The organism is Nocardioides albidus (assembly GCF_006335005.1).
Classification (GTDB): domain Bacteria; phylum Actinomycetota; class Actinomycetes; order Propionibacteriales; family Nocardioidaceae; genus Nocardioides; species Nocardioides albidus.
The window spans coordinates 71,216-94,231 of record NZ_VDMP01000013.1; the positions used below are offsets into that span (position 1 = coordinate 71,216).

The window sequence follows — 23,016 nt, forward strand, 5'->3', positions numbered from 1 at the left end:
CGCCCGAGTTCATACATTCGCACAACCGGCGGATCGTGCCCGGGCCTGCTCGGAACGCACGAGGCCCCCGGCACCCAAAGGGTGCCGGGGGCCTCGCGAAGCGTCAGACTGATGTCAGACGGCGCGGACGTTCTCCGCCTGCGGGCCCTTCGGGCCCTGGGTGACGTCGAACTCGACCTGCTGGTTCTCGTCCAGCGACTTGTAGCCGTTGCCCTGGATGGCCGAGAAGTGGACGAAGACGTCCGGGGTGCCGTCGGCTGGGGCGATGAAGCCGAAGCCCTTCTCGCTGTTGAACCACTTGACGGTGCCCTGAGCCATGATTTTCTCCTTGGTGTTCGGTGTTCACCCGACGACGTGTCGGGCTTGGTGCTGAAGACATCCGTCTTGCCTGATGCCCAGCTGAACCGAAGACCAAGAGCACAAGATGAACTGCATCCACTGTGGCTGCAGAAGGCTCCCCGAGAGGAACCACTTCAACACTGGGAACTCTAGCACCGGATCGCGTCACGTCTAGGATCGAGACACGGTCGGCGATTCGACCGCCGGACGAGGGAGCCGTACCCGGAGCGCGACAAGACGGCCACGAGAGGTGTGGCTGCCATGGCGTGGCTGGTGTTGATCGTGTCCGGCGGACTCGAGGCGGTGTGGGCCACGGCCCTGTCCCGCTCGGAGGGATTCAGCAGACCGGTGCCCGCCGGTGTGTTCGTCGTGGCCCTGATCGCGAGCATGGTCGGGCTCGGCTACGCGATGCGCACCCTGCCCGTGGGGACGGCGTACGCCGTGTGGGTCGGGATCGGCGCGGCGCTGACGGCGGCGATCGCGATGGTCAGCGGCGAGGAGAGCGCGAGCGCCGTGCGGATCCTGCTGCTGCTCGGGCTGGTCGGCTGCGTGGTCGGGCTCAAGCTCGCGCACTGAGCCCCCGCCCGCCGGGCTCGGCCCGGCGTCCGGAGCCGAATGCGGCGCTGCGGCTCGGGTACCACCAGGTCTCAGCAGAACAGTGGCAGGACAGACGACCGCTCACCTGGGGGAACCATGACGACCAACGTGCCGGATCTGGAGGACACCGACGAACACGAAGGGGCGGGCCTCGTGCTCATCCTGGCGCTGCTCGCGCTGTCCGCGGTGCTGGTGATGCTCTTCACCTGAACGCCCTGCCGGGACCCGTCCGCGCGGCGGTAGCGTTCGGCTCCATGAGCGCCCTCGCCGCACCCGACCCCGCCGTCCGCACCGCCGCCGCCGAGCGGCTCGCCGGGCTCGCGACACCGGCCGGCGCACTGGGCCGGCTCGGGGAGCTGGGCGTGTGGCTGGCCGCGACCCAGGGCGCGGTGCCGCCGCCGCTCCTCGACAACGTGCGCCTGGTGATCTTCGCCGGCGACCACGGGGTCGCGCAGCACGGCGTGTCGGCCTATCCGCCGGCGATCACGCCGGCGATGGTGCGGACCTTCGTCATGGGCAAGGCCGGCGTCTCGGCCCTCGCCGCCGCGCACGGCGTGCAGGTGCGGGTGCTCGACATCGGCGTCGACGACGACCTCGAGGGCGTGCCGGCGCACGTGCAGGCGCACAAGGTACGACGCGGCAGCGGCGCGATCCACGTCGAGGACGCGCTGTCCGCGGACGAGGCCGCCCGCGCGTTCGAGGCCGGCCGGGCCGTCGCCCGCGAGGAGATCGCGGCGGGTGCGCAGCTCCTGCTCTCCGGCGACATGGGCATCGGCAACACCACGCCTGCCGCGGCCATGGTGGCCGCGGCGCTCGGCCTGCCCGCCGTCGAGGTGACCGGGCGCGGCACCGGCGTCGACGACGCCGCCCTCACGCACAAGCAGGTCGTCGTCCAGCAGGCCCTCGACCGCGCGGGCGACCGTGTCGAGGACCCGCTCGACGCACTGGCCGCGCTCAGCAGCGCCGACCTGGTGGCGACCGTCGGCTACCTCGTCCAGGCCGCGGAGAGCGGCGTACCCGTCCTCCTCGACGGGCTGATGTCGGTGGCCTGCGCGCTCTACGCCGAGCGGATCGCGCCCGGTGCAGCCGCCTGGTTCGCCGCCGGGCACCGCTCGACCGAGCCGGCCCAGGCCCTCGCGCTCGAGAAGCTCGGCCTCGAGCCGGTCCTCGACCTCGGGCTGCGGCTCGGCGAGGGCTCCGGTGCCGTCGCCGCCGTCCCCGTCCTCCGCTCCGCGGTCGCCCTGCTGCGCGACGTCGCCCTCCTCGCCGACCTGATGCCCCCGGAGTGAGCGTCGCCGTGGCCGGTCGCAGCCTGCGGCTCTCGATCGGGATGCTGACCGCGCTGCGGGTGCCCGCCGTCCTGAGGGTCTCCCCCGGCGTCGCGACCGGCGCGCTGCTGCTGGCGCCGGTCGCGGTGCTCCCGCTGGGCGCACTGGTCGGCGGTGTCGCCTGGGCCGGTGGCCGTCTCGACCTGCCCGCGCTGGCGGTCGCCTTCGTCGCGCTCGCAGCCCTCGCCGTCGGCAGCCGCGCGCTCCACCTCGACGGGCTCTCCGACGTCGCGGACGGGCTGACCTCGTCCTACGACCGCGAGCGGTCGCTGGCCGTGATGAAGAGTGGTACGGCGGGCCCGGCCGGCGTGGCCGCCGTGGTGGTCGTGCTCGGAGCCCAGGCCGCGGCGCTGTCGTCCTATGTGTCTGTCGCCGATGGGCTGCGTCCCGCCGTGATCGCCGGCGGTGCGGTGTGCGCGTCGCGGGCCGCCCTGTGGATCACCGGCTGCACCCTGGCTCCTCCGGCCCGGCCGGACGGACTGGGAGTCACCTTCACCCGACGGGTGCCCGTGCTGGTCGCCGTCGTCGGCTGGGCCGGCCTCGCCGGCCTGGCCGCGCTGGTCGACCCGGTGCGGGGGCCCGTCACGGTGGCGACGGCTGCCCTGGTGGTCGCCGCGCTGACGGCCCACGCCGTACGCCGGTTCGGCGGGGTCACCGGTGACGTCTTCGGCGCCGCGATCGAGCTGGCGCTCGCTGTCCTCCTGATCGGGCTCGCGGGCGCCTGACGGACCCCTGAATGAGGCGACGGCCCCGCCCCCAAGAGGGGGACGGGGCCGCGCCGGAGACCTGCAGGTCACTTCGTCTTGAAGTGCGCCTCTCCCAGCAGGGACGCACCGTCGAGGGTGGTCACGCTCACCTTGTAGCAGACGCCCGCACCGGCCGGGGTCTTCCAGTTCTGGATGAACTGGCCGCCCGTGGTGTCGTAGCGCAGCGCCGTCGCGCCCGCGTTGGAGACGGTCTCGACCGCGTCCTCGGCGCCGGTCGAGCAACTCTCCCTGACCACCACGACCGACGGCACGGCCGAGCCGGCCGGGGTGGTGATGACCGAGAGGCTGGTCTGCTCGACGCTGCCCTCGAACACCTCGAACTTCAGCGGCACCGTGCTGCCCGCCTTCACCGTGTTCCACACCCGTGCGGCGCCGACCGGGGTCATGTCCGCCGGCGCCGAGAAGCCCTGGAGGCTCCACTTGGCGGTGATCCTCGCCTTGGCGCTCGACGTGAGGACCGCCGAGGCGAGGCTGTAGTTGCCGGCGTCTGCGCCGCTCAGCTCGAAGCTGCCCCGGACGTCCCAGCTGCCCATCAGCGCCGTCGGCGTGCCGTCGGCCTTGACGAAGTCGAGCGTGGTGCCGTCCTTGACCACGACGGCCACCGTGTCGCCCGCGACGGCGTCGGAGAGGTCGCTGCCGGCCAGGGTCGCGGTCGCCGTACCGTCCCAGACCTTGTCGTTCGCGGTGAAGCTGCCGGTGACCGGACGCGCGGTGATGTCGGCCGCCGAGGAGAGCGTCGCGGCGTTGGCCAGGACGTAGTTGGCCGCGCCCGCTCCGGTGAGCGTCGCCGTGCCGGTGACCGGCTTGTCGTCGCCGACGTTCTCGTCGGCGAAGCGGGCATCGGTGATCGTCAGGTCGATGTCGCCCTCGATCGGTCCGGAGTCGGGGATGCCGACGACCGCCGCCAGGGCGGTGCCCGTGACCGTGGCGTCGGCGTTGCCGTCGTACACCTTGTCGTCGACCGTGAAGGATCCGTCGACGTTGCGGGCGGTGATGCTCGCCGCGTCGGTCACGGTCGTGCCGGACAGGACGTAGTTGCCCGCGTCGTCGCCGACCAGCGCGATGGTGGCGGTCACCGTGATGTCGGCGCCGATGCCGGCCTGCGCGAAGGACGCGCCCGTCACCTCGATCGCGACCTGGTCGCTGCCGACCTTGCCGGCGAGCGCCAGCGGGGTGACCGCGGTGGCGGCCGTCGTGGCGTCGTAGACCTTGTCGCCGGCCTGGATCTCGCCGGTGAGCACCTTGGGCGCGATGACGGCGTCGTCCGTCCCGACACCGGTGAGGACGTAGTTGGCCCGGTCCTCGCCGGTCAGGGTGCAGCCGGAGGCGGTCGCGGTGCGGGGGCCGGCGTCGTCGCTGTCGAAGCTCGCGCCGTCGCAGGCCAGCGCGACGTCGTCGCCGTCGACCACGTCGGTGAGCCCGGCGGACGTGATGGTGGCCGTGGCGAAGCCGTCGTACTCCTTGTCGGACACGACGATCGATCCGGTCACCGCTCGCTGCGCGATGACCATGGTGGCTGTGGTCGATCCCTCGTAGTCGGCGTTGTCCAGGGTCGCGGTCACGTCGTAGTCGCCCGCGGCGGTGGGGGCGACCACGTCGGAGCCCGCCTGCCGGTAGCCGATCGTGACGGTCGCGAGGTCGGCCGGGCTGGTCGTGGCGCTCGCCTGCTTCGCGGTGCCGTCGTAGACGTGGGACAGGCCGCCGAGCGTCACGGTCGCTGTCGCCTTGGCGATCGAGAACGTGCGAGTCTCGGACGGCGCGGCGAGGTGGTCGGCGTCGCCGGCCTGCGCCGCGGTCACGCTGCAGGTCCCGGCGCCGGTGATCGACAGGGTGCTGCCGCTGACCGAGCAGGCGCCCGTCGTCGAGTAGGACACGGCCAGGCCCGAGCTCGCCGTGGCGGTGAGGGTCACGTCCGGGTCGCCGTACACCTTGGCGGGGAGGACGCCGAAGCTGATCGTCTGCCCGGCGCGGGCGACCGTGAAGGACCGGGTGACCGGGTCCGCGGCCGAGTAGCCCGCGCCGCCGGCCTGCTCGGCGACGATGGTGCAGGTGCCGGCGGCGGTGAGGGTGATGGTCGTGCCGCTGCTCTCGCAGGCGCCCGACGCCATGAAGGTGACCGGCTGGCCGGAGGCGCCGCCGGTCGCGTCGACCGTGAACGGTTCGTCGCCGAAGGTGCGGTCGGGGGGCTGCGGGAAGTCGATGGTCTGGGTGGCCTGAGCGACCTTCACCGTCGCCGAGACATCCGGTCCGGAGCTGAGCCCGGCGCCCTCGCCCTTGTTGTTCTTGCACGATGAGGCCGTCCACAGCCGCGGTCCGGCCGGGGTCTGCGCGACGGCCGCCTGGACCCGCACCTGGAGGTGCTGGGAGGAGCCGAGGTTGTCGTCCTTGCTGGCCGCCTCGAAGGCGAGCCGGCCACTGCCGTCGATCTGGGCACTCCAGACTCCGGGGGCGTCCTCGTCGATGGCTCCGACCACACTCGGGGAGGCGAACGATGCCGGCAGGAGGATCCGGACGGATGACACGTCGGGGTAGGTCGCGCTCCCGTCGATCCTGACGGTGAACGTCTGGAGGCCGGGGAGGACGGTGTCCGGCTCGGCCGCCGAGACGGGAGTCAGCGGGGTGACCGACAGCCCGAAGGCGGTGGCCGCGTGCGCTGCGGGCGGCTGGAGCACGGTCAGCCCGGAGAGGGCGACCGCGGCCGTGAGCACGGCCGCTGTGGACGGCCGGCGGAGGCTCGAGCGTAGGAACTTCATGGGGGGTCCGATCGTCGGTGGCTGCGAGGCACGACGGATCCGGAGCTGTCGTCCGGCACGGGTGCTTCCGACCGGGCAACGACCCCCGAGGGCCCGCGACGCGGGCGTTCCGGACAGTCACCAGAACGCTAGCCGACCGGCTCGGACGAGCTGGGCGTTTTCCGACAACTCGGGCCATGCCGACCAGGATCTTGTCCTTCCCCGGTCCCGGATCGTCTCGGCGAGCCCTTGGCCTCAAGGCCGCGTCACAGCCGCAGGACGCGCCCCGCGATGACCAGGTGAACCTCGTCGCAGGCCTCGGCGACCCGCTGGTTGATCGTGCCGAGCAGGTCGCGGAACAGGCGCGCGGAGCGGTGCTCGGGCACGACGCCGAGGCCGACCTCGTTCGTCACGAGCACCACCCGCTCCCCCGTCGTGCGTAGCGCGGCCAGGATCCCGTCGAGCCGGTCCAGCACGTGCGCCTCGACCTCCTCGACCGGGGCCTCCCACAGCCCGGCGTCGTCGATCACGCCGGTGAGCCAGGTGCCGAGACAGTCGACGAGCACCGGTGCGGACGCGACCGCGAGCACCCGGGCGATGTCGCGGGTCTCCTCGGTCGACCAGGTCGCCGGGCGGCGGGCGCGGTGGGCGTCGATGCGCGCGGCCCAGTCGGCGTCGTCGTACGCAGGCCCGGCCGCGACATAGGTGACGGTGGGGGCGGCGGCGAGCAGGGACTCGGCGTGGCGGGACTTGCCGGAGCGCACGCCCCCGGTGACGAGGACCTTCGCGGGGCTCACGGGAGCGTGAAGGCGACCTTGCGCGCCGCGATGTCGGCGGTGGCGAGGGTGACCCGCACGTCCTCGCCGAGCGGGAGCGCCTGTGCGGAGGTCACCGGCGCCTCGACGCCGACCTCGGCGAGCATGACGACCCCCGACCTCCCGTCGTTCTCGTGCACGCTGGTGACGACGCCGTCGAACGTCTCGCCGACCCGGTCGGCGAGGATCGCGGCCTCGATCAGGTCGAGGACGGCCCGCTCGTAGGCACCCGCTCGGCGCGCGGAGTCCTGCAGGGTCTTCGGGAGGCCGGGCAGCGCGGCGCTGACCCAGTCGGGGACGGGCGTGCCCGCGCAGATCGCGAGGCAGACCTCACCGACGTACCGGTCGCCGAGGCGACGCAGCGGGGCGGTGACGTGGGCGTACTCGGCGGCGATGGCGGAGTGGCGGGTCTGCTCGGGCAGCTCGCCGTCGAAGGCGGCGTACCCGCTGCCGCGCAGGAGCCGGGTGCAGGCGACGACCATCGCCTGGTGCTGGGAGACCGACGGGTCGAGCGAGCGGATGAACGCGGGATAGTCCATGTCCTCGGGCCAGTCGATGCGCAGCCCCTTCGCGACCCGGCGCAGCCGCGCCACGTCGCGCGGGTCGGCGGGCGGGAGGGTGCGGAGCATGCCGACCTTCGCCTCGACCATGAGCGAGGCGGCGCTCATGCCGGTGAGCAGGGAGATCTGGGCGTTCCAGAGCTCGACGGGCAGCTGCTGGCGGAACACCAGCCGGAAGCCGCCGTCGGTCTCGTCGACCTCCTGCTCCGGCAGCGGCAGGGAGACGCCGCCGCGAGCGACCTCCTGCTTCTCGCGCAGCCTGCCGACCTCGCGGAGCAGCTCGAGCACCTCGGTCCCCTTCGTCGGCTCGCCGGCGGACCGTGCGTCGAGCGCCTTCTGCGCGTCGACGTACGACCACCGGGCCATCGAGCGCACCCTTGCCCGCTCGACGCGTACGTCGGTGGGGGTGCCCTCCGCGTCCAGCGTGATCGTCCACAGCAGGGCCGGCCGGACCTGGTCGGGCAACAGGGACGCCGCGCCCTCCGAGAGCTCCGGGGGGTGGAGCGGGATCCGCGTGCCGGCGCCGTAGAGCGTCTCGCCCCGCTTGTTGGCCTCCAGGTCGACCGGGTCGCCCGGCGTGACGAACGCGGCGACGTCGGCGATCGCGTAGTGGACGACGTAGCCGTCCGCTCCGGAGCGCTCGATGTGGAGGGCCTGGTCGAGGTCCATCGAGCCCTCGGGGTCGATGGTGAGGAACGGGATGTCCGTGCGGTCCAGGTCGGGGAGGACCACGTCGGCCGCGGCGCGCTCGGCAGCCGCCGTCACCTCGGCGGGGAACTCGCCGGGGAGCTCGAGCTCGGCGGCGATCGCCGCCAGGCCCTCCTGGATCTCCGGGGAGCTCGCCCTGACCCGGACCACGAGATTGCTCGGCATGGCCTCGACCCTATCGTTGGCGCCGTGCTGATCCTCCTGCCGCCGAGCGAGGGCAAGGCCGTTCCCCGGCGCGGCCAGCCGCTCGACCTCGACGCCCTGTCCTCGCCCGCGCTCACCGACGCGCGACGCGACGTGCTCGACGCTCTGGTCGCGCTCTGCCGCGACGACCAGGCGAAGGCGGCGGAGGTGCTGGGCCTGTCCCCCGGCCAGGCCGACCTGGTCCAGCGCAACGCCGCGCTGACCGCCGCACCGACCGCGCGGGCGGACCGGATCTACACCGGCGTCCTGTACGACGCCCTCGACGTCGCCACCCTGTCGGCCGCGGCCAAGCGGCGCGCCACCGCGCGGGTCGCGGTCGCCTCCAGCCTGTTCGGGATGGTCCGGCTCGCCGACCGGATCCCGTCGTACCGCCTCTCCGGCGACGCGTCCCTCCCCCGGCTCGGCCCGGTCGCGGCGGTGTGGCGCGAGGCGCTGCCGTCGGTCATGACGGAGGCGCTGGGCCGCGGGCTGCTCGTGGACCTGCGCTCGGGGATGTACGCCGGCTTCTGGAGGCCCGGGCCGGACCTGGCCCGGCGGGTCGCGACGGTGCGCGTCCTGCACGAGCACAACGGCACCCGCAAGGTGGTCAGCCACTTCAACAAGGCGACCAAGGGCCGGATCGTGCGTGCCCTCCTCGAGGACGGCGCGGATCCGCGCACCCCGGCCGCCCTGGCCGAGGTGCTCGAACGGCTCGGCTGGACCGTCGAGGTCGGGGCGCCCGGCAAGGCGGGCACGCAGCTCGACGTGGTCGTCAGCGAGCTCTGAGCGTCACCAGCGGCCGGTGTCGCGCAGGGTGCGCCGGCCGGGCGCGAGCGCGTTGAAGAACCGCATCGAGCCCTTCTGCTCGCCGGTGCGCGGGTCGGCGTAGAACGCGAGGACCGAGACCGCCGCGGGCGCGAGCTCCATCCGGAACAGCGTCTCCAGCGGGGCGTCGAGGGCGTGGGCGACGAGGGTCTTGATCGGCGTCACGTGACTGACCAGGACGACGGTCCGGCCCGCATGGTCGTCGAGCAACCGGGCCAGACCGGCCAGCACCCGCTCCTGCACGGTCACGAACGACTCGCCGCCCGGCGGTGGTGCGGCCATGTCGGAGAACCATGCGTCGAGGCGCTCCTTGTCGCGCTCGGCGACCTCGGTGAAGCTCAGCCCGTCCCACTCGCCGAACTCCATCTCGGCGAAGGCAGGCTCCTCCTCGACGGCCAGGTCCAGGGAGGCGGCGATGATGTCGGCGGTCTCGCGGGTACGCCGCACGGGCGAGGCCACGACGACGTCGACGCTGCCCTTCAGCTCGGTGAGCCACTGCGCCACCTCGGCGGCCTGGGCCCGGCCCTCGTCGGAGAGCGGCGGGTTGTCGCCGCCGAGCCCGCCGGAGAAGCGGCGGCCGGTGGTGTGGGCGGTCACGCCGTGGCGGACCAGCACGATCGTGGTCGGCTGCCCGGGCCCGAAGGACGGCGACTCCGCCTCCTCGACCGCGGAGTCCGGCTCGTCGGCCACCTGGTCGCCCGGGACGCTGACGCCGGACCGCCTGCCGTCGAGGGCCTCGTTGGCGAGCCGGTCCGCGTGGGAGTTGTCGGCGCGCGGCACCCAGGTGTACGTCGTACCGGCGGGCGCGATCTCGCGTGCCTGCGCCGCGAGCACGGCCATGTCGGGATGCTTGATCCGCCAGCGCCCCGACATCTGCTCGACGACCAGCTTGGAGTCCATCCGCACCTCGACCCGGGCGCCGGGCGCGAAGTCGGCGGCGAGCTTGAGCCCGGCGACGAGACCGGAGTACTCCGCGACGTTGTTGGTCGCCACGCCGAGGGTGCGCGCGTCCTCGGCGAGCACGGCACCGGTGGCCGCGTCCCGCAGCAGGGCGCCGTACGCCGCGGGCCCCGGGTTGCCGCGGGAGCCGCCGTCGGCCTCGACGACGACCCGCTCCGGGCCGCTCCGAGCGGTCACAGCCCGCTCTCGGGCGTGCGGACCAGGATCCGCTGGCACTCCTCGTGGCGCAGCACGGTGTCGGCCGGGGTGGCGCGGATCTCCGCGAGCTCGCCCGCGTCGAGGCTGAGCTGACAGCCGCTGCACTGGCGCGCGCGCAGGGCGCCGACGCCGATGCCGCCCTTGTTGGCGCGCAGCTTCTCGTAGAGCGCGACGAGGTCGTCGGGGATCTCGGCGACGATCGCCGCGCGGCCCGCGGACACCTCGGCGATCTGTGCGTCGAGGGCGCCGACCTTCTCGTCGCGGGCGGTGGTGAGCGTGCCGAGGCGGGCGTCGAGGTCGTCGATCGCCGAGGTCAGCTCGGCCAGCGCGGACTGCGCCTCCTCGAGCTGCTCCATCACCTCCAGCTCCTCGTCCTCGAGGGTGGAGATGCGCCGCTCCAGCGATGCCAGCTCGTGCTGCATCCGCTCCAGGGCCTTGGGGTCGGCGATGGCACCGGAGTCCATCCGCTCACGGTCGCGGGTGCGACGGGCCTTGACCTGCTCCACGTCGGCGTCGGCCTTGGCCTGGGCGGCGGCGAGGTCGTCGACCACGATGCGCTGGTCGCGCAGCCGGCCGTCGACGTCGACCCGCTTGCCGAGCAGCTCCTTGATCTCCGCGGCCTCGGCCGGGTTGTTGCGCTGGTGGCGCAGGTGGTCGACCTGGGCGTCGAGGGCCTGCAGGTCGAGCAGGCGGAGCTGGGCGGCGGGATCGGCGTTCACAGGGACATCCTCACAGGTCGCATTCTCACAGGCGCATGGTCCACGGATCGGTGGAGATCGCGCTCACCCGGGTCTCGACGGCGTCCTCGAGGGACTCGCGCAGGAGCTGGTCGAGCACCGGGAGCCAGGTCCACTCCGCGGCCCAGTGGGCGACGTCGATCAGGGCTGGGCCGCCCTTCTCGAGGAACTCGGCGGCCGGGTGGTGGCGCAGGTCGCTGGTGACGTAGACGTCCGCCTCGGAGCCGGCGAGCCGGTCGAGCAGGAAGTCGCCGGCGCCGCCGCACACGGCGACGGTGCGCACCGGGCGCTCGGGGTCGCCGGCGACGCGGACGCCGTGCTGGGTCGCCGGGAGGGCGGCGGAGACGGCCTCGGCGAAGCCGGCGAGGGTCGTCGGCTCGACCGTGCCGATCCGCCCGGTGCCCGTGCTGGCCAGCTGCGGGTCGGCGAGCTCGACGACGTCGTACGCCGGCTCCTCGTAGGGATGGGCCGCCAGCAGCGCGCGCACCACCGCGGCCCGGCGTGCGCGCGGGAGGACCACCTCGATGCGCACCTCCTCCACGGTCTCCAGCTCGCCGACGGTGCCGATCATCGGGTTCGACCCCTCGAGCGGACGGAACCGTCCCTCCCCCGGGGCGCTGGTGAAGGAGGCGAAGTCGTAGTCGCCGATCTTCCCCGCGCCGGCCTCCGCGACGGCGGCGCGCACCGGGGCGGCGGCGTCCGCGGGGACGAAGACGGTCAGCTTGTCCAGCTCGCCGGAGGGTCCCGTGGGCGCCGGCACGATGGGGGCGAGGTCCTTCAGCCCGAGCGCGATCGCGAAGGCCTCGGACACCCCGCCGGCGGCCTGGTCGGCGTTGGTGTGGGCGGTCAGCAGCGCGCAGTCGGCCTTGGCCAGGGTGTGCAGGGTGCGCCCCTTGGGGGTGGTCGTGTCGAACCCGTGGACGCCCTTGAGGAAGAGCGGGTGGTGGACCAGCAGGAGGTCCGCCTTCCACTCGGCGGCCTCCGCAGCGACCGCGGGACTGGGGTCGACGGCGAGCAGGACCCTCTTGACCTGCTGCTCGGGGTCGCCGTACACGAGCCCGACGGCGTCCCAGCTGTCGGCGGTCGCGGGCGGGTACCAGCCGTGGACCAGGTCGATGACGTCCTTCAGCGCGGGCATGGCGGTCAGGCTAGTGGCGAGGTCCAGGCGGAGGGACCGCGGCTCGTCCGGGGGCCCGGCGGTTGCTATGGTGCCGGTGCCAGCGAAGGGAACCCGGTGAGACGCCGGGACTGACGCGCAGCGGTGTGGGTGACGGCCGGAGCACTGATCGGCAGGACAGGTCAGAGTCACTGGACCTCGAGGGGTCTGGGAAGACGCTTCGAGCCGGATGATCCCGAGTCCGAAGACCTGCTGGCCCTTGCGACCATCCGTCGCGAGGTCGACAGGGGGCGATCGCGAGGAGCCCCGGCCTCGAAGGACCCACCGATGGCAACGAGGGCGCAGACCGCGCGGAGCCGGCCGGACCGGTGTCCCGGCATCGTGCACCCCTGGCCGGCCGACGACGGCGGCCTGGTCCGGGTCCGGGTGCCCGGCGGACAGGTCCGCCTCGACGCGCTGCGCGCGCTGGCCGCGGTCGCGCAGGAGTACGGCGACGGGCGGGTCCGCGTGACCGGCCGGGCCAACCTGCAGGTCCGTGCGATGCCGCTCGACGCCGACGGGCTGCTGGCCGCGCCCGCGCTCGACGCCCTCGAGCGCACCGGGCTGCTCCCCTCCCGCGCCCACGACCGGGTCCGCAATGTGCTCGCCTCGCCGCAGACCGGTCTCGCCGGCGGCCGGGCCGACCTCCGTCCGGTCGTCGCCCGTCTCGACGACCTGCTCCTGGCCGACGCCCCGCTGGCGGCGCTGCCCGGCCGCTTCCTCTTCACCCTCGACGACGGGCGCGGCGACCTCGCCGACAAGCACCTCGACCTGGGCCTGGTCGCCCTCGACGACGCCCGCGCCCAGCTGTGCGTCGGCGAGGCGTACGGCGACGTGGTCGCCCTGGCCGACGCCGCGGACGCCCTCGTGGAGCTGGCCCGCTCGTTCCTCGCCACCCGCGGCACCGGACCCCAGGCGCCCTGGCACGTCCCCGAGCTGCCCGAGCCCCTGCTCGCACCGGTGCCGCCCGCGCCGGGCGCCACCGTCACGTCCGGGCCGCTGCCCTTCGGCGAGGTCGCCGGAGGCCACCACGTCGCCGTACCGGAGGATGGGCTGGACCTGCCGGCCATCGCATCCTGGACGGCAGCGACCGTCGTCGTCACGCCCTGGCACGGCGTGCTCATCCCGTCGACCTCCGAGGAGATCTCGTGACCGAGCTGTTGAGCGCTCCCCCGCGCCGGTACGACTACATCGCCGACGGACCGGCGATCTACGTCGACTCCTTCGCCACCATCCGCCGCGAGTCGGACCTGTCCGGGATCCCGGCCGAGGCCGAGAAGGTCGCGGTGCGGATGATCCACGGCAGCGGACAGACCGACCTGGTCCGCGACCTGGTGGTCCACCCGCGGCTGGTGGGCGCCGCGCGGGCCGCGCTCGACGCCGGCGCACCGATCCTGTGCGACGCCCGGATGGTCGCGATGGGCATCACCGCCGGGCGCCTCCCGGCCGACAACCCGGTGCACTGCTTCCTGACCGACGAGCGGGTCCCCGAGCTCGCCCGGCGCTGGTCGACGACCCGCACCGCCGCGGCCGTCTCGCTGTGGGAGCCCCTCCTCGAGGGAGCGGTCGTGGCGATCGGCAACGCGCCCACCGCCCTCTTCCACCTGCTCGAGATGATCCTCGACGGCGGCCCGCGGCCGGCCGCGATCGTCGGCTGCCCGGTCGGCTTCATCGGCGCCGCGGAGTCCAAGGACGCGCTCGCGGCGTTCGCCGACGACCACGGCATCGACATCCCGTTCGTCACCGTGCGCGGACGACGCGGCGGCTCGGCGATGGCCTCCTCCGCCGTCAACGCGCTGGCCCAGGAGGCGGAATGACCGCCCCGAGCGCACCCGGGCGTTTCTTCGTCGTCGGCATCGGCCCCGGCGACCCCGAGCTGATCACCCGCAAGGCCGAGCGCCTGATCGGCGCCGCGCCGGTGATCGCGTTCCACGCCGGCGTCAGCAAGGACTCCCACGCCCGCCGGATCGCCGCCGAGCTGATCCCGGCCGGCGTGGTCGAGGAGGAGCTGCGCTACCCGGTGACGACCGGCACCACCGACCACCCGCGCGGGTACGTCGGCGCGCTGGCCGACTTCTACGACGACTGCGAGGCCCGCCTCGCCGCCCACCTCGACGCCGGGCGCGACGTGGTCCTCCTCGCCGAGGGCGACCCGCTCTTCTACGGCTCGTCGATGTATCTCCTCGACCGGTTCCGCGACCGCTTCTCCGTCGAGGTGGTGCCCGGCGTCCCCGCCTTCGCCGCCGCCACGGCGACCGTCCCGGCCCCGCTGGTGCGCCAGACCGACGTCCTCACCGTGCTGCCCGGCACCCTGCCCGAGCCCGAGCTGGCCCGCCGCCTCGCCGACACCGACGGCGCCGTGATCATGAAGCTCGGCCGCACCTTCCCCGCCGTCCGCTCCGCCCTCGCGGCGGCCGGGCGGCTGGAGGGGGCGCTGTACGTCGAGCGCGCCTCCCAGCCCGAGGAGCGCTGGCTCCCGGTCGCCGACGTGGACCCCGACTCGGTGCCGTACTTCTCGCTCATCGTCGTCCCCGGCGACTCCGCCCGCCCGGCTTCCGCCGAGCGGCTGCGTGGGCGTGCGGTGTGGTCCCAGACCGCAGGTTCCGAGCCCGAGAAGGTGCGGTCTGGGACCAGACCGCGGCCCGCGGAGCTCCTCGTGATCGGCCTCGGCCCCGGCCCGGACGGCTGGCTCACCCCGGAGGCGAGCGCCGCGCTGGCCGAGGTCGAGCACGTGGTCGGCTACGCGCCGTACGTCAACCGGGTCCCGCAGCGCGCCGGTCTCCAGCGGCACGCGTCGGGCAACACCGTGGAGGTGGACCGGGCGCGGTTCGCGCTCGACCTGGCCCTGCGCGGCGAGCGGGTCGCCGTGGTGTCCGGCGGCGACGCCGGTGTCTTCGGGATGGCGGCGGCGGTGTTCGAGGCCGCGGCCGACCCGGCGCACCCCGAGCACGCGGGCGTCCCGGTCCGGGTGCTCCCCGGCGTCAGCGCCGTCCAGGCGGTCGCCGCCCGGGCGGGCGCACCGATCGGCGCCGACTTCGCGGTGCTCAGCCTGTCCGACCGGCTCAAGCCGTGGTCGGTCGTGGAGCGCCGGCTGCACGCGATCGGCGAGGCCGACCTCGTGCTCGGCATCTACAACCCGGCCTCACGCTCCCGGCGCGAGCAGGTCGTCGAGATGCAGAAGATCCTGCTCGAGCACCGCTCGCCGGAGACCGTCGTGGTCGTCGGGCGCGACGTCGGCCGCGACGAGGAGTCGCTGACGGTGACGACCCTGGGTGCGCTCGACACCGACACCATCGACATGAAGTGCCTGCTCATCGTCGGCGCCTCCGCGACCCGGGCGGAGCCCAACGGCACGGTCTGGACGCCTCGGTGGGTGGAGTGATGGGTGGCGTACGCGTCACCGTCGTCGGCATCGGCGCCGACGGCCACCTGCCGCCGGCGGCCCGCGCCCTGGTCGGCGCCGCGGAGGTGCTGCTCGGCGGCGAGCGCCACCTCGCCCTCGTCCCCGCTGTCCCGGGGCAGGTCCGCCGCCCGTGGCCGCGCCCGCTCGCCGTCCTGCCGGACGTCCTGCGTGAGCACGCCGACCGCACCATCGTGGCCCTCGCCTCCGGGGACCCGCTGCTCTCGGGGATCGGTACGACGCTGATCGGGCTCCTCGGCCCCGACGCCGTCGACGTCGTGCCCGCGGTCTCGTCGGTGTCGCTGGCCCGCGCCCGGATGGGCTGGTCGGCCGAGGAGTCCGCGGTCGTCACCCTCGTGGGGCGCGACGTCGACGCTCTGCGGCGCGAGCTCGCTCCGGGACGTCGCCTGCTGGTGCTCTCCTCGGACGAGAGCACCCCCGCCGCCGTGGCGGACCTGCTCGCCGACGCCGGCTTCGGCGCCACCCGGATGACGGTGCTCGGCGACCTGGGCGCCGCCTCCGAGTCACGCGTCGACCTCGTGCCCGGCACCTCGGTCCCCGACGACCTGCCGCGCCTGCACGTCCTCGCGCTCCAGGTCCACGGCCCCGGCGCCGCCTCCTGGACGCCCGGCCTGCCCGACGACGCCTTCGAGCACGACGGCCAGCTGACCAAGCGCGACGTACGCGCCAGCGCGCTCTCCCGCCTCGCGCCCCGCCCCGGCGACCGACTGTGGGACGTCGGCGCGGGCGCCGGGTCGGTCGCGATCGAGTGGCTGCGCGCCCACCCGCTCACCACCGCCGTCGCCGTGGAGGCCGACCCGGAGCGCGCGGCCCGCATCGCGACCAACGCCCGCCGGCTCGGCGTACCCCGCCTCGAGCTCGTCACCGGCCGCGCCCCCGACGCGCTCGCCGACCTGCCCACGCCCGACGCGGTCTTCGTCGGCGGCGGCGCGACGGCCGACGGGCTGCTCGAGCGTTGCCGCGACGCCCTCGCGCCCGGCGGCAGGCTCGTGGTCCACGGCGTGACCCTGGAGACCGAGCGGCTGCTGGTCGACGCCTTCCATGCGCACGGCGGCGAGCTGACCCGCCTGGGCGTCGAGCACGTCACGCCACTCGGCGGCCGCTTCACCGGCTGGACGCCGGCGCGCGCCGTCGTGCAATGGGCCTGGACCAAGGAGACGACGCGATGACGGTCCACTTCGTCGGCGCCGGCCCCGGCGCGGCCGACCTGATCACCCTGCGCGCCGCCGCCCTGCTGCGGACGGCGGACGTCGTGCTCTACCCCGGCACCTACATCGACACCGAGGTGCTCTCCCACTGCCGACCCGACGCTCGCCTGGTCGACACCCAGGACCTCGACCTCGACCGGATCACGGCCGCGATGGTCGAGGCGCACGCCGACGGCGGCGACGTCGTCCGGCTGACCTCGGGCGACCCGTCGCTCTACTCCGCGCTCCACGAGCAGACCCGCCGCCTCGACGCGGCCCGGGTGCCGTGGGACGTGACCCCGGGCGTGCCGGCGTACGCCGCCGCGGCGGCCGTCGTCGGCCGCGAGCTCACCGTCCCGCTGCTGGCGCAGTCGGTGGTGCTGACCCGCACCCAGGCCCGCTCGACCGCGATGCCGGAGCGCGAGTCGCTGTCGGCGTACGCCGCGACCGGCGCGACGCTGGTGCTGCACCTGGCGATCACCCGCACCCGCGAGCTGATGGCCGAGCTCGCCCCGTTCTACGGCGACGACTGCCCGGTGGCAGTGGTCTCCCGCGCGACCCAGCCCGAGGAGCTCGTGCTGCGCGGCACCGTCGGCACCATCGCCGGCCTCGTCGAGGACGCGGGACTGCGCCAGGCGGCGGTCATCCTGGTCGGCCCCGCGCTGGCCTCGGACGAGCAGCGGTCCGACGCGGAGTCCTACCTCTACTCCCCCGAACGAGTGCAACGGAAGGCCCGTCTGCGATGACCGTCCCCGCTTCGATCCAGCACTTCCCCTTCAGCGCGGTGGTCGGCGCCGACGGTCCCGACGGTCCCGATCCGATGGCGCTGGCCCTCATCCTCACCACCATCGCCCCCGACGTGGGCGGGGTCCTGGTGCGCGGCGAGAAGGGGACCGCCAAGTCGACCATCGTGCGCGCCCTGGCCGCCGTGCTGCCCCCGGTCGACGGCGGGCCCGTGCCGCTCGTCGAGCTCCCGATCGGCGCGACCGAGGACCGGGTCACCGGCTCCATCAATCTCCAGAGCGCGCTGTCCGAGGGCCGCGCCGAGTACGAACCGGGCCTGCTGGCCAAGGCCCACCGCGGGATCCTGTACGTCGACGAGGTCAACCTGCTGCACGACCACCTGGTCGACCTGCTGCTCGACGCGGCGGCCATGGGCCGCGCCACCGTGGAGCGCGACGGCGTGTCGATGACCCACGACGCGCGCTTCGTGCTGGTCGGCACGATGAACCCCGAGGAGGGCGAGCTCCGCCCCCAGCTCCTCGACCGGTTCGGGCTGACCGTGGAGGTCGCCGCCCCGCGGGACCCGGCGCTGCGCGCCGAGGTGGTCCGGCGCCGGATGGCCTACGACGCCGACCCGGACGGGTTCGCGGCGCGCTACGCCGACGCGGAGGACGCGCTGCGACAGCGGATCTCGTCGGCGCAGAAGCTGGTCGGCTCGGTCCGGCTCACCGACGCGGCGCTGTTCAAGATCGCCGAGGTGTGCGCCGCGTTCGACGTCGACGGCCTCCGCGCCGACATCGTCACCGCCCGCGCCGCGCTCGCCCACGCCGCGTGGTCGGACCGGTCCCAGGTGACCCTCGACGACATCCGGGTCGCGGCTCGACTGGCCCTGCCCCACCGGCGCCGCCGCAAGCCCTTCGACGCGCCCGGCCTCGACGAGGACCTGCTCGACCAGGTGCTCGGCGAGGACGAGCTGCCCCCCGAGCCGGACGGGCCCGACGACGGTGGGCCTGACGACGGCGGCGGCTCCGACGGTGGCCCTGACGACGACGGCGGCTCCGACGACGCGGGGACGTCATACGAATCCGAGGCTGGAGACCACGATCCGTATGACGCTACGCGGGACGCGGAGCCACCCCAGCTCCCCGACGCGGGGACGTCATACGAACCGGAGGCTGGAGACCACGATCCGTATGACGCAACGCGGGACGCGGAGCCACCCCAGCTCCCCGACCCCGGGACGTCATCCGAAACGGGGTCTGGAGACCACCGTTCGTATGACGTCGCCGCGTCGGCGGGAGCCACCTACCGCACCCGGCTGCTGACCGTGCAGGGTGTCGGGATGGGTACGGCGGGGCGCCGCAGCCGGGCGCGCACGAGCAGCGGGCGGCGGGTCGGCGCGGCCGCTCCCGACCGGCTGGGAGGCCAGGGCGGCAGCATCCACCTGACCGAGACCATCCGGGCGGCCGCTCGGCACCAGCAGGCGCGCGGGCGGACCGGCGGCCGGCTGCTGCTGCAGGCCGCCGACCTGCGCGTCGCCGTACGCGAGGGACGCGAGTCGAACCTGGTGCTGTTCTGCGTCGACGCGTCCGGGTCGATGGCCGCGCGGCGGCGCATGGAGCAGGTCAAGACAGCGGTGCTGAGCCTGCTGCTCGACGCCTACCAGCGCCGCGACAAGGTCGGCCTGATCACCTTCCGCGGCGCGCACGCCCAACTCGCGCTGCCGCCGACGCACTCCGTCGACGCGGCCGCACAGCGGCTCGAGGAGCTCCCCTCCGGAGGTCGCACGCCCCTGGCCGAGGGCCTCCTCGAGGCTGCCCACCTGCTCGCGGTCGAGCGCACCCGCGACCCGCAGCGACGCCCGCTGCTCGTCGTCGTCACGGACGGGCGGGCGACCTCGGGCCCCGACGCCGTGGCGCGCTCGCGGCTGGCCGCGGCGCTCCTGGCCGAGACGGGCGTGAGCAGCGTGGTCGTCGACTGCGAGTCCGGACCGATGCGGATGGGCCTGGCCGCGACCCTCGCCGAGCACCTCGGCGCCGACCACGTGCCGATCGCCGAGGTGAGCGCGGAGGTGCTCGTGGACGTCACCCGGCGCGCGGCATGAGCTCCGCCGACGCCCTCTACGACGTCATCGAGCGGCGGCGCGACGTGCGGGCGGAGTTCACCGGCGAGCCCGTGCCCGAGGACGTGCTGCTGCGGGTCCTCGGCGCCGCCCACCGCGCCCCGAGCGTCGGGATGAGCCAGCCGTGGGACTTCGTGGTCGTCCGGGATCCCGCCCTGCGGCGTACCTTCCGCGAGCATGTGGCGACCGAGCGCGACGTCTTCGCCGCGTCCCTGCCGCCGGAGCGCCGGGCCACCTTCGACCGGATCAAGGTCGAGGGGATCTGCGAGTCGTCGATGGGCGTCGTGGTGACCCACAGCCAGGACCGCGGCGGTCCGCACGTGCTCGGCCGGCACGCGATCGCCGACGCCGGCCTCTACTCCACCGTGCTCGCCATCCAGAACCTCTGGCTGGCCGCGACCGCCGAGGGGCTCGGCCTGGGCTGGGTCTCCTTCTACCGCGAGGACTTCCTGCGCGAGCTGCTCGGGATCCCCGCCGGGGTACGCCCGATCGCGTGGCTGTGCCTGGGCACCGTCAGCCACCTGGAGACCGTGCCCGACCTCGAGCGCCACGGCTGGCGGTCCCGCCGCCCGCTCGACGACGCCATCCACCACGACCGCTGGAGGAACGATGCCTGAAGGCAAGCCGACCGTCGTACCCGACGACGGACTCACCACCCGCCAGCGCCGCAACCGGCCGCTGGTCATGGTGCACACCGGTGACGGCAAGGGGAAGTCGACCGCGGCCTTCGGGCTCGCGCTGCGCGGCTGGAACCAGGGCTGGGACATCGGGGTGTTCCAGTTCGTGAAGTCGGCGAAGTGGCGTCTCGGCGAGCAGACCGCGTTCGAGCAGCTGCCGTCCGGGTTCGGCACGATCGAGTGGCACAAGATGGGCTCCGGCTGGTCCTGGTCGCGCAAGGCCGGCTCCGAGGAGGACCACGCCGCCGACGCCGCCGAGGGCTGGGCGGAGATCAAGCGCCGGATCGCCGCCGAGCAGCACGACCTCTACCTGCTCGACGAGTTCACCTACCCGATCAACTGGGGCTGGGTGGACATCGACGACGTCGTGGAGACCCTCGCCAACCGGCCCGGCCGCCAGCACGTGGTCATCACCGGCCGGCGCGCCGACCCGAAGCTGATCGAGATCGCCGACCTGGTCACCGAGATGACCAAGGTCAAGCACCCGATGGACGCCGGACAGAAGGGCCAGAAGGGCATCGAGTGGTGATGGCCCTGCCCCGTGTCGTCCCCCGTGTCGTCGTCGCCGCCCCGGCCACCGGCCAGGGCAAGACGACCGTCGCGACCGGACTGATGGCCGCCCTCGTCGCGGCGGGGCACGCGGTCAGCGGGCACAAGGTCGGTCCCGACTACATCGACCCCGGCTACCACGCGCTCGCCTGCGGCCGCCCGGGCCGCAACCTCGACCCGCACCTCGTCGGCGAGGACCTCGTCGCCCCGCTGCTCCTGCACGGCGCGCACGAGGCCGACGTCGCGGTCGTCGAGGGCGTCATGGGCCTGTACGACGGACGCATCGGCGGCAACGGCTTCTCCTCCACCGCCCACGTCGCGGCCCTGACCCGCACGCCGGTCGTGCTGGTGGTGGACATCTCCCGCTCCTCGCGCTCGATCGGCGCGGTCGTGCACGGGATGGCCACCTGGGACCCGTCGGTCGAGGTCGCCGGGGTCATCCTCAATCAGGCCGGCTCGGCCCGGCACGCCGACGAGGTCCGCTCCTCGATCTCGCTCCCCGTGCTGGGCGTCATCCCGCGCGACGCCACCATCGCCACCCCGTCGCGCCATCTGGGCCTGGTCACCGCCGCCGAGCGCGGCGACTCCGAGGCCGTCGTCGCCCGGCTCGGCGAGGTGATCGCCGAGCACGTCGACCTCGACGCCGTGCTCGACATCGCCCGCTCCGCCCCCGCCCTCGACGCCGCCCCCTGGTCCCCCGCTCCCGCCGCGCCTGTTGCGTCGAAGGCCCGTGTCGCGGTCGCGGCCGGCCGTGCCTTCACCTTCCGGTACGCCGAGACGGCCGAGCTCCTCGCCGCCCAGGGCTGCGAGGTGGTGGAGTTCGACCCCGCCACCGACCACGCCCTGCCGGACGGGACCGCCGGGCTCTACCTCGGCGGCGGCTTCCCGGAGGTCCACGCCGCCGACCTGGCCGCCAACCTCCCGCTGCTGAAGGAGATCCGCACCGCGGTGCTCGACGGCCTGCCGACCGTGGCCGAGTGCGCGGGCCTGCTCTACCTGTGCCGCACCCTCGACGGCACCCCGATGGCCGGCGTGCTCGAGGCCGACGCGGTCATGTCCGAGCGGCTCACCCTGCGCTACCCGGTCGCCACGGCGGCTGCCGACACCCTGCTGACCCGGGCCGGCGACCGGGTCACCGGGCACGAGTTCCACCGCACGACCGTCTCCCCCGTCGCCGGACCGACCGCCGCGTGGCAGGTCGACGGCGACGCGGTCGGCTTCGCGTCGCCGACCCTGCACGCGTCGTACCTCCACACGCACTGGGCCGGCCATCCTCAGCTGGCCGCCCGCTTCACCGAGGCGGTGCACCGTGGTTGACCTGCGCCACCACGGCGACGTCGAGGCCCGCGGGATGCTCGACCTCGCCGTCAACGTGTACGACGGCCCGCGGCCGAGCTGGCTCGACGAGGCCCTGCGCGCCTCGCTGGAGGCGGTCGGCTCCTACCCCGACCCGAGCGCCGCGCGCGCTGCCGTGGCCGCCCACCACGGACGCGACGAGGACGAGGCGCTGGTGACCGCGGGCGCCGCGGAGGCGTTCACCCTGGTGGCGCGGCTGCGGTCCTGGCGGCGCCCGGTCGTCGTGCACCCGCAGTTCACGGAGCCGCACGCCGCCCTGGAGGAGGCCGGACGCGAGGTCACGCCGGTGGTGCTGGCCGAGCCGTTCGTCCTCGACCCTGCGCTCGTGCCCGAGGACGCCGACCTGGTCGTGGTCGGCAATCCCACCAACCCGACGGGCGCGCTGCACCCGGCCGCCACCCTGCGCGCGCTGGTGCGTCCGGGGCGGCTGGTCGTGGTCGACGAGGCGTTCATGGACTGCGTGCCCGGCGAGACGGAGTCGCTGGCCGGCGTACCCCTTCCCGGTCTCGTCGTGCTGCGCTCCCTGACCAAGCACTGGGGCATCCCGGGCATCCGCGCCGGCTACGCCGTGGGCGACCCCGAGGCCGTGGCCGGCCTGGCCCGCGTCCAGACCCCCTGGTCGGTCGCCACGACCGCCGCAGCCGCGGTCGTCGCGTGCCTGTCCCCCGAGGCGGCCGCCGAGTCCCTCCGGCGGGCCGAGGAGATCCGCGACTGGCGCGAGCACCTGGAGAAGGGCCTGGCCGACCTCGGCATCCGCCATCTGCCGTCCGCGGCCTCCTTCGTGCTCGCCCGCGTCGGCGAGGGGGTGCACGCCCGGCTCCGCGGCGCCGGCATCGCCGTACGTCGCGCCGACACCTTCCCGGGACTCGACGGCGCCTGGGTGCGGATCGCCGTCCGGCCGCCGGCCACCGCGGACGTGCTGCTGAGCGCGCTCGCGCGGTGATCGCCGCCTGATCCCGGTCCCCGGAGTCGTGTGCCCAAGACCCCGGATATTCGGGTTCTCAGGCACACGACCCGACCGGGCGCGGACCGAGAGGAACCGATCCGGTCCGCTCCCGCGATCCCCCTGCCCGAAA

Annotated in this window: 21 protein-coding genes and 2 riboswitches; of the genes, 14 read left to right on the plus strand and 7 right to left on the minus strand. The window is 74.4% G+C overall.

All coding sequences use genetic code 11. The features are described 5' to 3' along the window. Nucleotides 1–114: 114 nt before the first annotated feature. Nucleotides 115–318, minus strand: a complete 204-nt coding sequence (gene cspE, locus FHP29_RS01990; RefSeq protein ID WP_139621200.1) for a transcription antiterminator/RNA stability regulator CspE — start codon at nucleotides 316–318, stop codon at nucleotides 115–117. Between the two features lie 203 nt (nucleotides 319–521). Next, a riboswitch (guanidine-III (ykkC-III) riboswitch) is annotated at nucleotides 522–585 on the plus strand. 15 nt (nucleotides 586–600) lie between these two features. Between cspE and FHP29_RS01995 the strand changes: the two genes are divergently transcribed. The 3 genes from FHP29_RS01995 (at nucleotide 601) to FHP29_RS02005 (ending at nucleotide 2,989) form a co-directional block, all read left to right on the plus strand. Further along, nucleotides 601–915 (plus strand): DMT family transporter, encoded by a 315-nt coding sequence (locus tag FHP29_RS01995; protein WP_139621201.1) that lies wholly within the window; start codon nucleotides 601–603, stop codon nucleotides 913–915. Between the two features lie 275 nt (nucleotides 916–1,190). Beyond that, the gene (cobT, locus tag FHP29_RS02000) at nucleotides 1,191–2,225 is read left to right on the plus strand and encodes a nicotinate-nucleotide--dimethylbenzimidazole phosphoribosyltransferase (RefSeq protein WP_139621202.1); all 1,035 of its coding nucleotides are present in this window, start codon (nucleotides 1,191–1,193) and stop codon (nucleotides 2,223–2,225) included. Continuing rightward, nucleotides 2,222–2,989, plus strand: coding sequence for an adenosylcobinamide-GDP ribazoletransferase (locus FHP29_RS02005; protein WP_240044242.1), 768 nt, complete (start codon nucleotides 2,222–2,224; stop codon nucleotides 2,987–2,989). Before cobT ends, FHP29_RS02005 begins: the two co-directional genes overlap by 4 nt. A 68-nt stretch (nucleotides 2,990–3,057) precedes the next feature. Here FHP29_RS02005 and FHP29_RS02010 read toward each other — a convergent pair whose 3' ends face one another. The 3 genes from FHP29_RS02010 to FHP29_RS02020 form a co-directional block, all read right to left on the minus strand. Continuing rightward, nucleotides 3,058–5,784, minus strand: a complete 2,727-nt coding sequence (locus FHP29_RS02010; protein WP_139621203.1) for a YDG domain-containing protein — start codon at nucleotides 5,782–5,784, stop codon at nucleotides 3,058–3,060. 245 nt (nucleotides 5,785–6,029) lie between these two features. Further along, on the minus strand, nucleotides 6,030–6,560 hold the full coding sequence (cobU, locus tag FHP29_RS02015) for a bifunctional adenosylcobinamide kinase/adenosylcobinamide-phosphate guanylyltransferase (RefSeq protein ID WP_139621204.1): 531 nt from the start codon (nucleotides 6,558–6,560) through the stop codon (nucleotides 6,030–6,032). Further along, nucleotides 6,557–8,011: an RNB domain-containing ribonuclease gene (locus tag FHP29_RS02020; RefSeq protein ID WP_139621205.1), complete on the minus strand. Its 1,455-nt coding sequence runs from the start codon at nucleotides 8,009–8,011 to the stop codon at nucleotides 6,557–6,559. Before FHP29_RS02020 ends, cobU begins: the two co-directional genes overlap by 4 nt. Before the next feature lie 24 nt (nucleotides 8,012–8,035). On the opposite strand from FHP29_RS02020, the gene yaaA reads away from it, so the two are divergent. After that, complete coding sequence (gene yaaA, locus FHP29_RS02025; RefSeq protein WP_139621206.1) at nucleotides 8,036–8,815, plus strand: peroxide stress protein YaaA; 780 nt, start codon at nucleotides 8,036–8,038, stop codon at nucleotides 8,813–8,815. A gap of 3 nt (nucleotides 8,816–8,818) precedes the next feature. On the opposite strand, the gene FHP29_RS02030 is transcribed toward yaaA, so the two are convergent. The 3 genes from FHP29_RS02030 to FHP29_RS02040 are packed head-to-tail and all read right to left on the minus strand — an operon-like array spanning nucleotide 8,819 to nucleotide 11,887. Then, nucleotides 8,819–9,991 carry a bifunctional RNase H/acid phosphatase gene (locus FHP29_RS02030; protein ID WP_139621207.1) on the minus strand — a complete coding sequence of 391 codons (1,173 nt, stop codon included), beginning with the start codon at nucleotides 9,989–9,991 and terminating at the stop codon, nucleotides 8,819–8,821. Beyond that, nucleotides 9,988–10,731: a zinc ribbon domain-containing protein gene (locus FHP29_RS02035; RefSeq protein ID WP_240044243.1), complete on the minus strand. Its 744-nt coding sequence runs from the start codon at nucleotides 10,729–10,731 to the stop codon at nucleotides 9,988–9,990. The genes FHP29_RS02030 and FHP29_RS02035 overlap by 4 nt, the downstream gene beginning before the upstream one ends. Before the next feature lie 25 nt (nucleotides 10,732–10,756). Beyond that, nucleotides 10,757–11,887: a Nif3-like dinuclear metal center hexameric protein gene (locus FHP29_RS02040; protein ID WP_139621208.1), complete on the minus strand. Its 1,131-nt coding sequence runs from the start codon at nucleotides 11,885–11,887 to the stop codon at nucleotides 10,757–10,759. A gap of 63 nt (nucleotides 11,888–11,950) precedes the next feature. Next, nucleotides 11,951–12,137: riboswitch (cobalamin riboswitch) on the plus strand. A 56-nt stretch (nucleotides 12,138–12,193) separates the two neighbouring features. Here FHP29_RS02040 and FHP29_RS02045 point away from each other — a divergent pair. The 10 genes from FHP29_RS02045 to cobC are packed head-to-tail and all read left to right on the plus strand — an operon-like array spanning nucleotide 12,194 to nucleotide 22,883. After that, entirely contained in the window at nucleotides 12,194–13,057 is an 864-nt protein-coding gene (locus FHP29_RS02045; protein WP_139621209.1) for a nitrite reductase, read from the plus strand. Between the two features lie 5 nt (nucleotides 13,058–13,062). Next, nucleotides 13,063–13,722 (plus strand): precorrin-8X methylmutase, encoded by a 660-nt coding sequence (locus tag FHP29_RS02050; protein ID WP_139621238.1) that lies wholly within the window; start codon nucleotides 13,063–13,065, stop codon nucleotides 13,720–13,722. Then, entirely contained in the window at nucleotides 13,719–15,287 is a 1,569-nt protein-coding gene (gene cobJ, locus FHP29_RS02055; RefSeq protein ID WP_139621210.1) for a precorrin-3B C(17)-methyltransferase, read from the plus strand. Before FHP29_RS02050 ends, cobJ begins: the two co-directional genes overlap by 4 nt. Then, the gene (gene cbiE / locus FHP29_RS02060; RefSeq protein WP_139621211.1) at nucleotides 15,287–16,495 is read left to right on the plus strand and encodes a precorrin-6y C5,15-methyltransferase (decarboxylating) subunit CbiE; all 1,209 of its coding nucleotides are present in this window, start codon (nucleotides 15,287–15,289) and stop codon (nucleotides 16,493–16,495) included. Before cobJ ends, cbiE begins: the two co-directional genes overlap by 1 nt. Next, nucleotides 16,492–17,259: a cobalt-precorrin-4/precorrin-4 C(11)-methyltransferase gene (locus tag FHP29_RS02065; protein WP_139621212.1), complete on the plus strand. Its 768-nt coding sequence runs from the start codon at nucleotides 16,492–16,494 to the stop codon at nucleotides 17,257–17,259. The genes cbiE and FHP29_RS02065 overlap by 4 nt, the downstream gene beginning before the upstream one ends. Continuing rightward, a complete protein-coding gene (locus FHP29_RS02070; protein WP_240044244.1) occupies nucleotides 17,256–19,340 on the plus strand; it encodes a VWA domain-containing protein in 2,085 nt (694 codons plus the stop codon). Before FHP29_RS02065 ends, FHP29_RS02070 begins: the two co-directional genes overlap by 4 nt. After that, a complete protein-coding gene (gene bluB, locus FHP29_RS02075; protein WP_139621213.1) occupies nucleotides 19,337–19,975 on the plus strand; it encodes a 5,6-dimethylbenzimidazole synthase in 639 nt (212 codons plus the stop codon). Before FHP29_RS02070 ends, bluB begins: the two co-directional genes overlap by 4 nt. Then, nucleotides 19,968–20,564, plus strand: a complete 597-nt coding sequence (gene cobO, locus FHP29_RS02080) for a cob(I)yrinic acid a,c-diamide adenosyltransferase (protein WP_139621214.1) — start codon at nucleotides 19,968–19,970, stop codon at nucleotides 20,562–20,564. Before bluB ends, cobO begins: the two co-directional genes overlap by 8 nt. Further along, nucleotides 20,564–21,901 carry a cobyrinic acid a,c-diamide synthase CobB gene (locus FHP29_RS22395; RefSeq protein WP_240044245.1) on the plus strand — a complete coding sequence of 446 codons (1,338 nt, stop codon included), beginning with the start codon at nucleotides 20,564–20,566 and terminating at the stop codon, nucleotides 21,899–21,901. The genes cobO and FHP29_RS22395 overlap by 1 nt, the downstream gene beginning before the upstream one ends. Then, nucleotides 21,894–22,883, plus strand: coding sequence for an Rv2231c family histidinol phosphate aminotransferase CobC (cobC, locus tag FHP29_RS22400; protein ID WP_240044246.1), 990 nt, complete (start codon nucleotides 21,894–21,896; stop codon nucleotides 22,881–22,883). Before FHP29_RS22395 ends, cobC begins: the two co-directional genes overlap by 8 nt. Nucleotides 22,884–23,016: the final 133 nt, after the last annotated feature.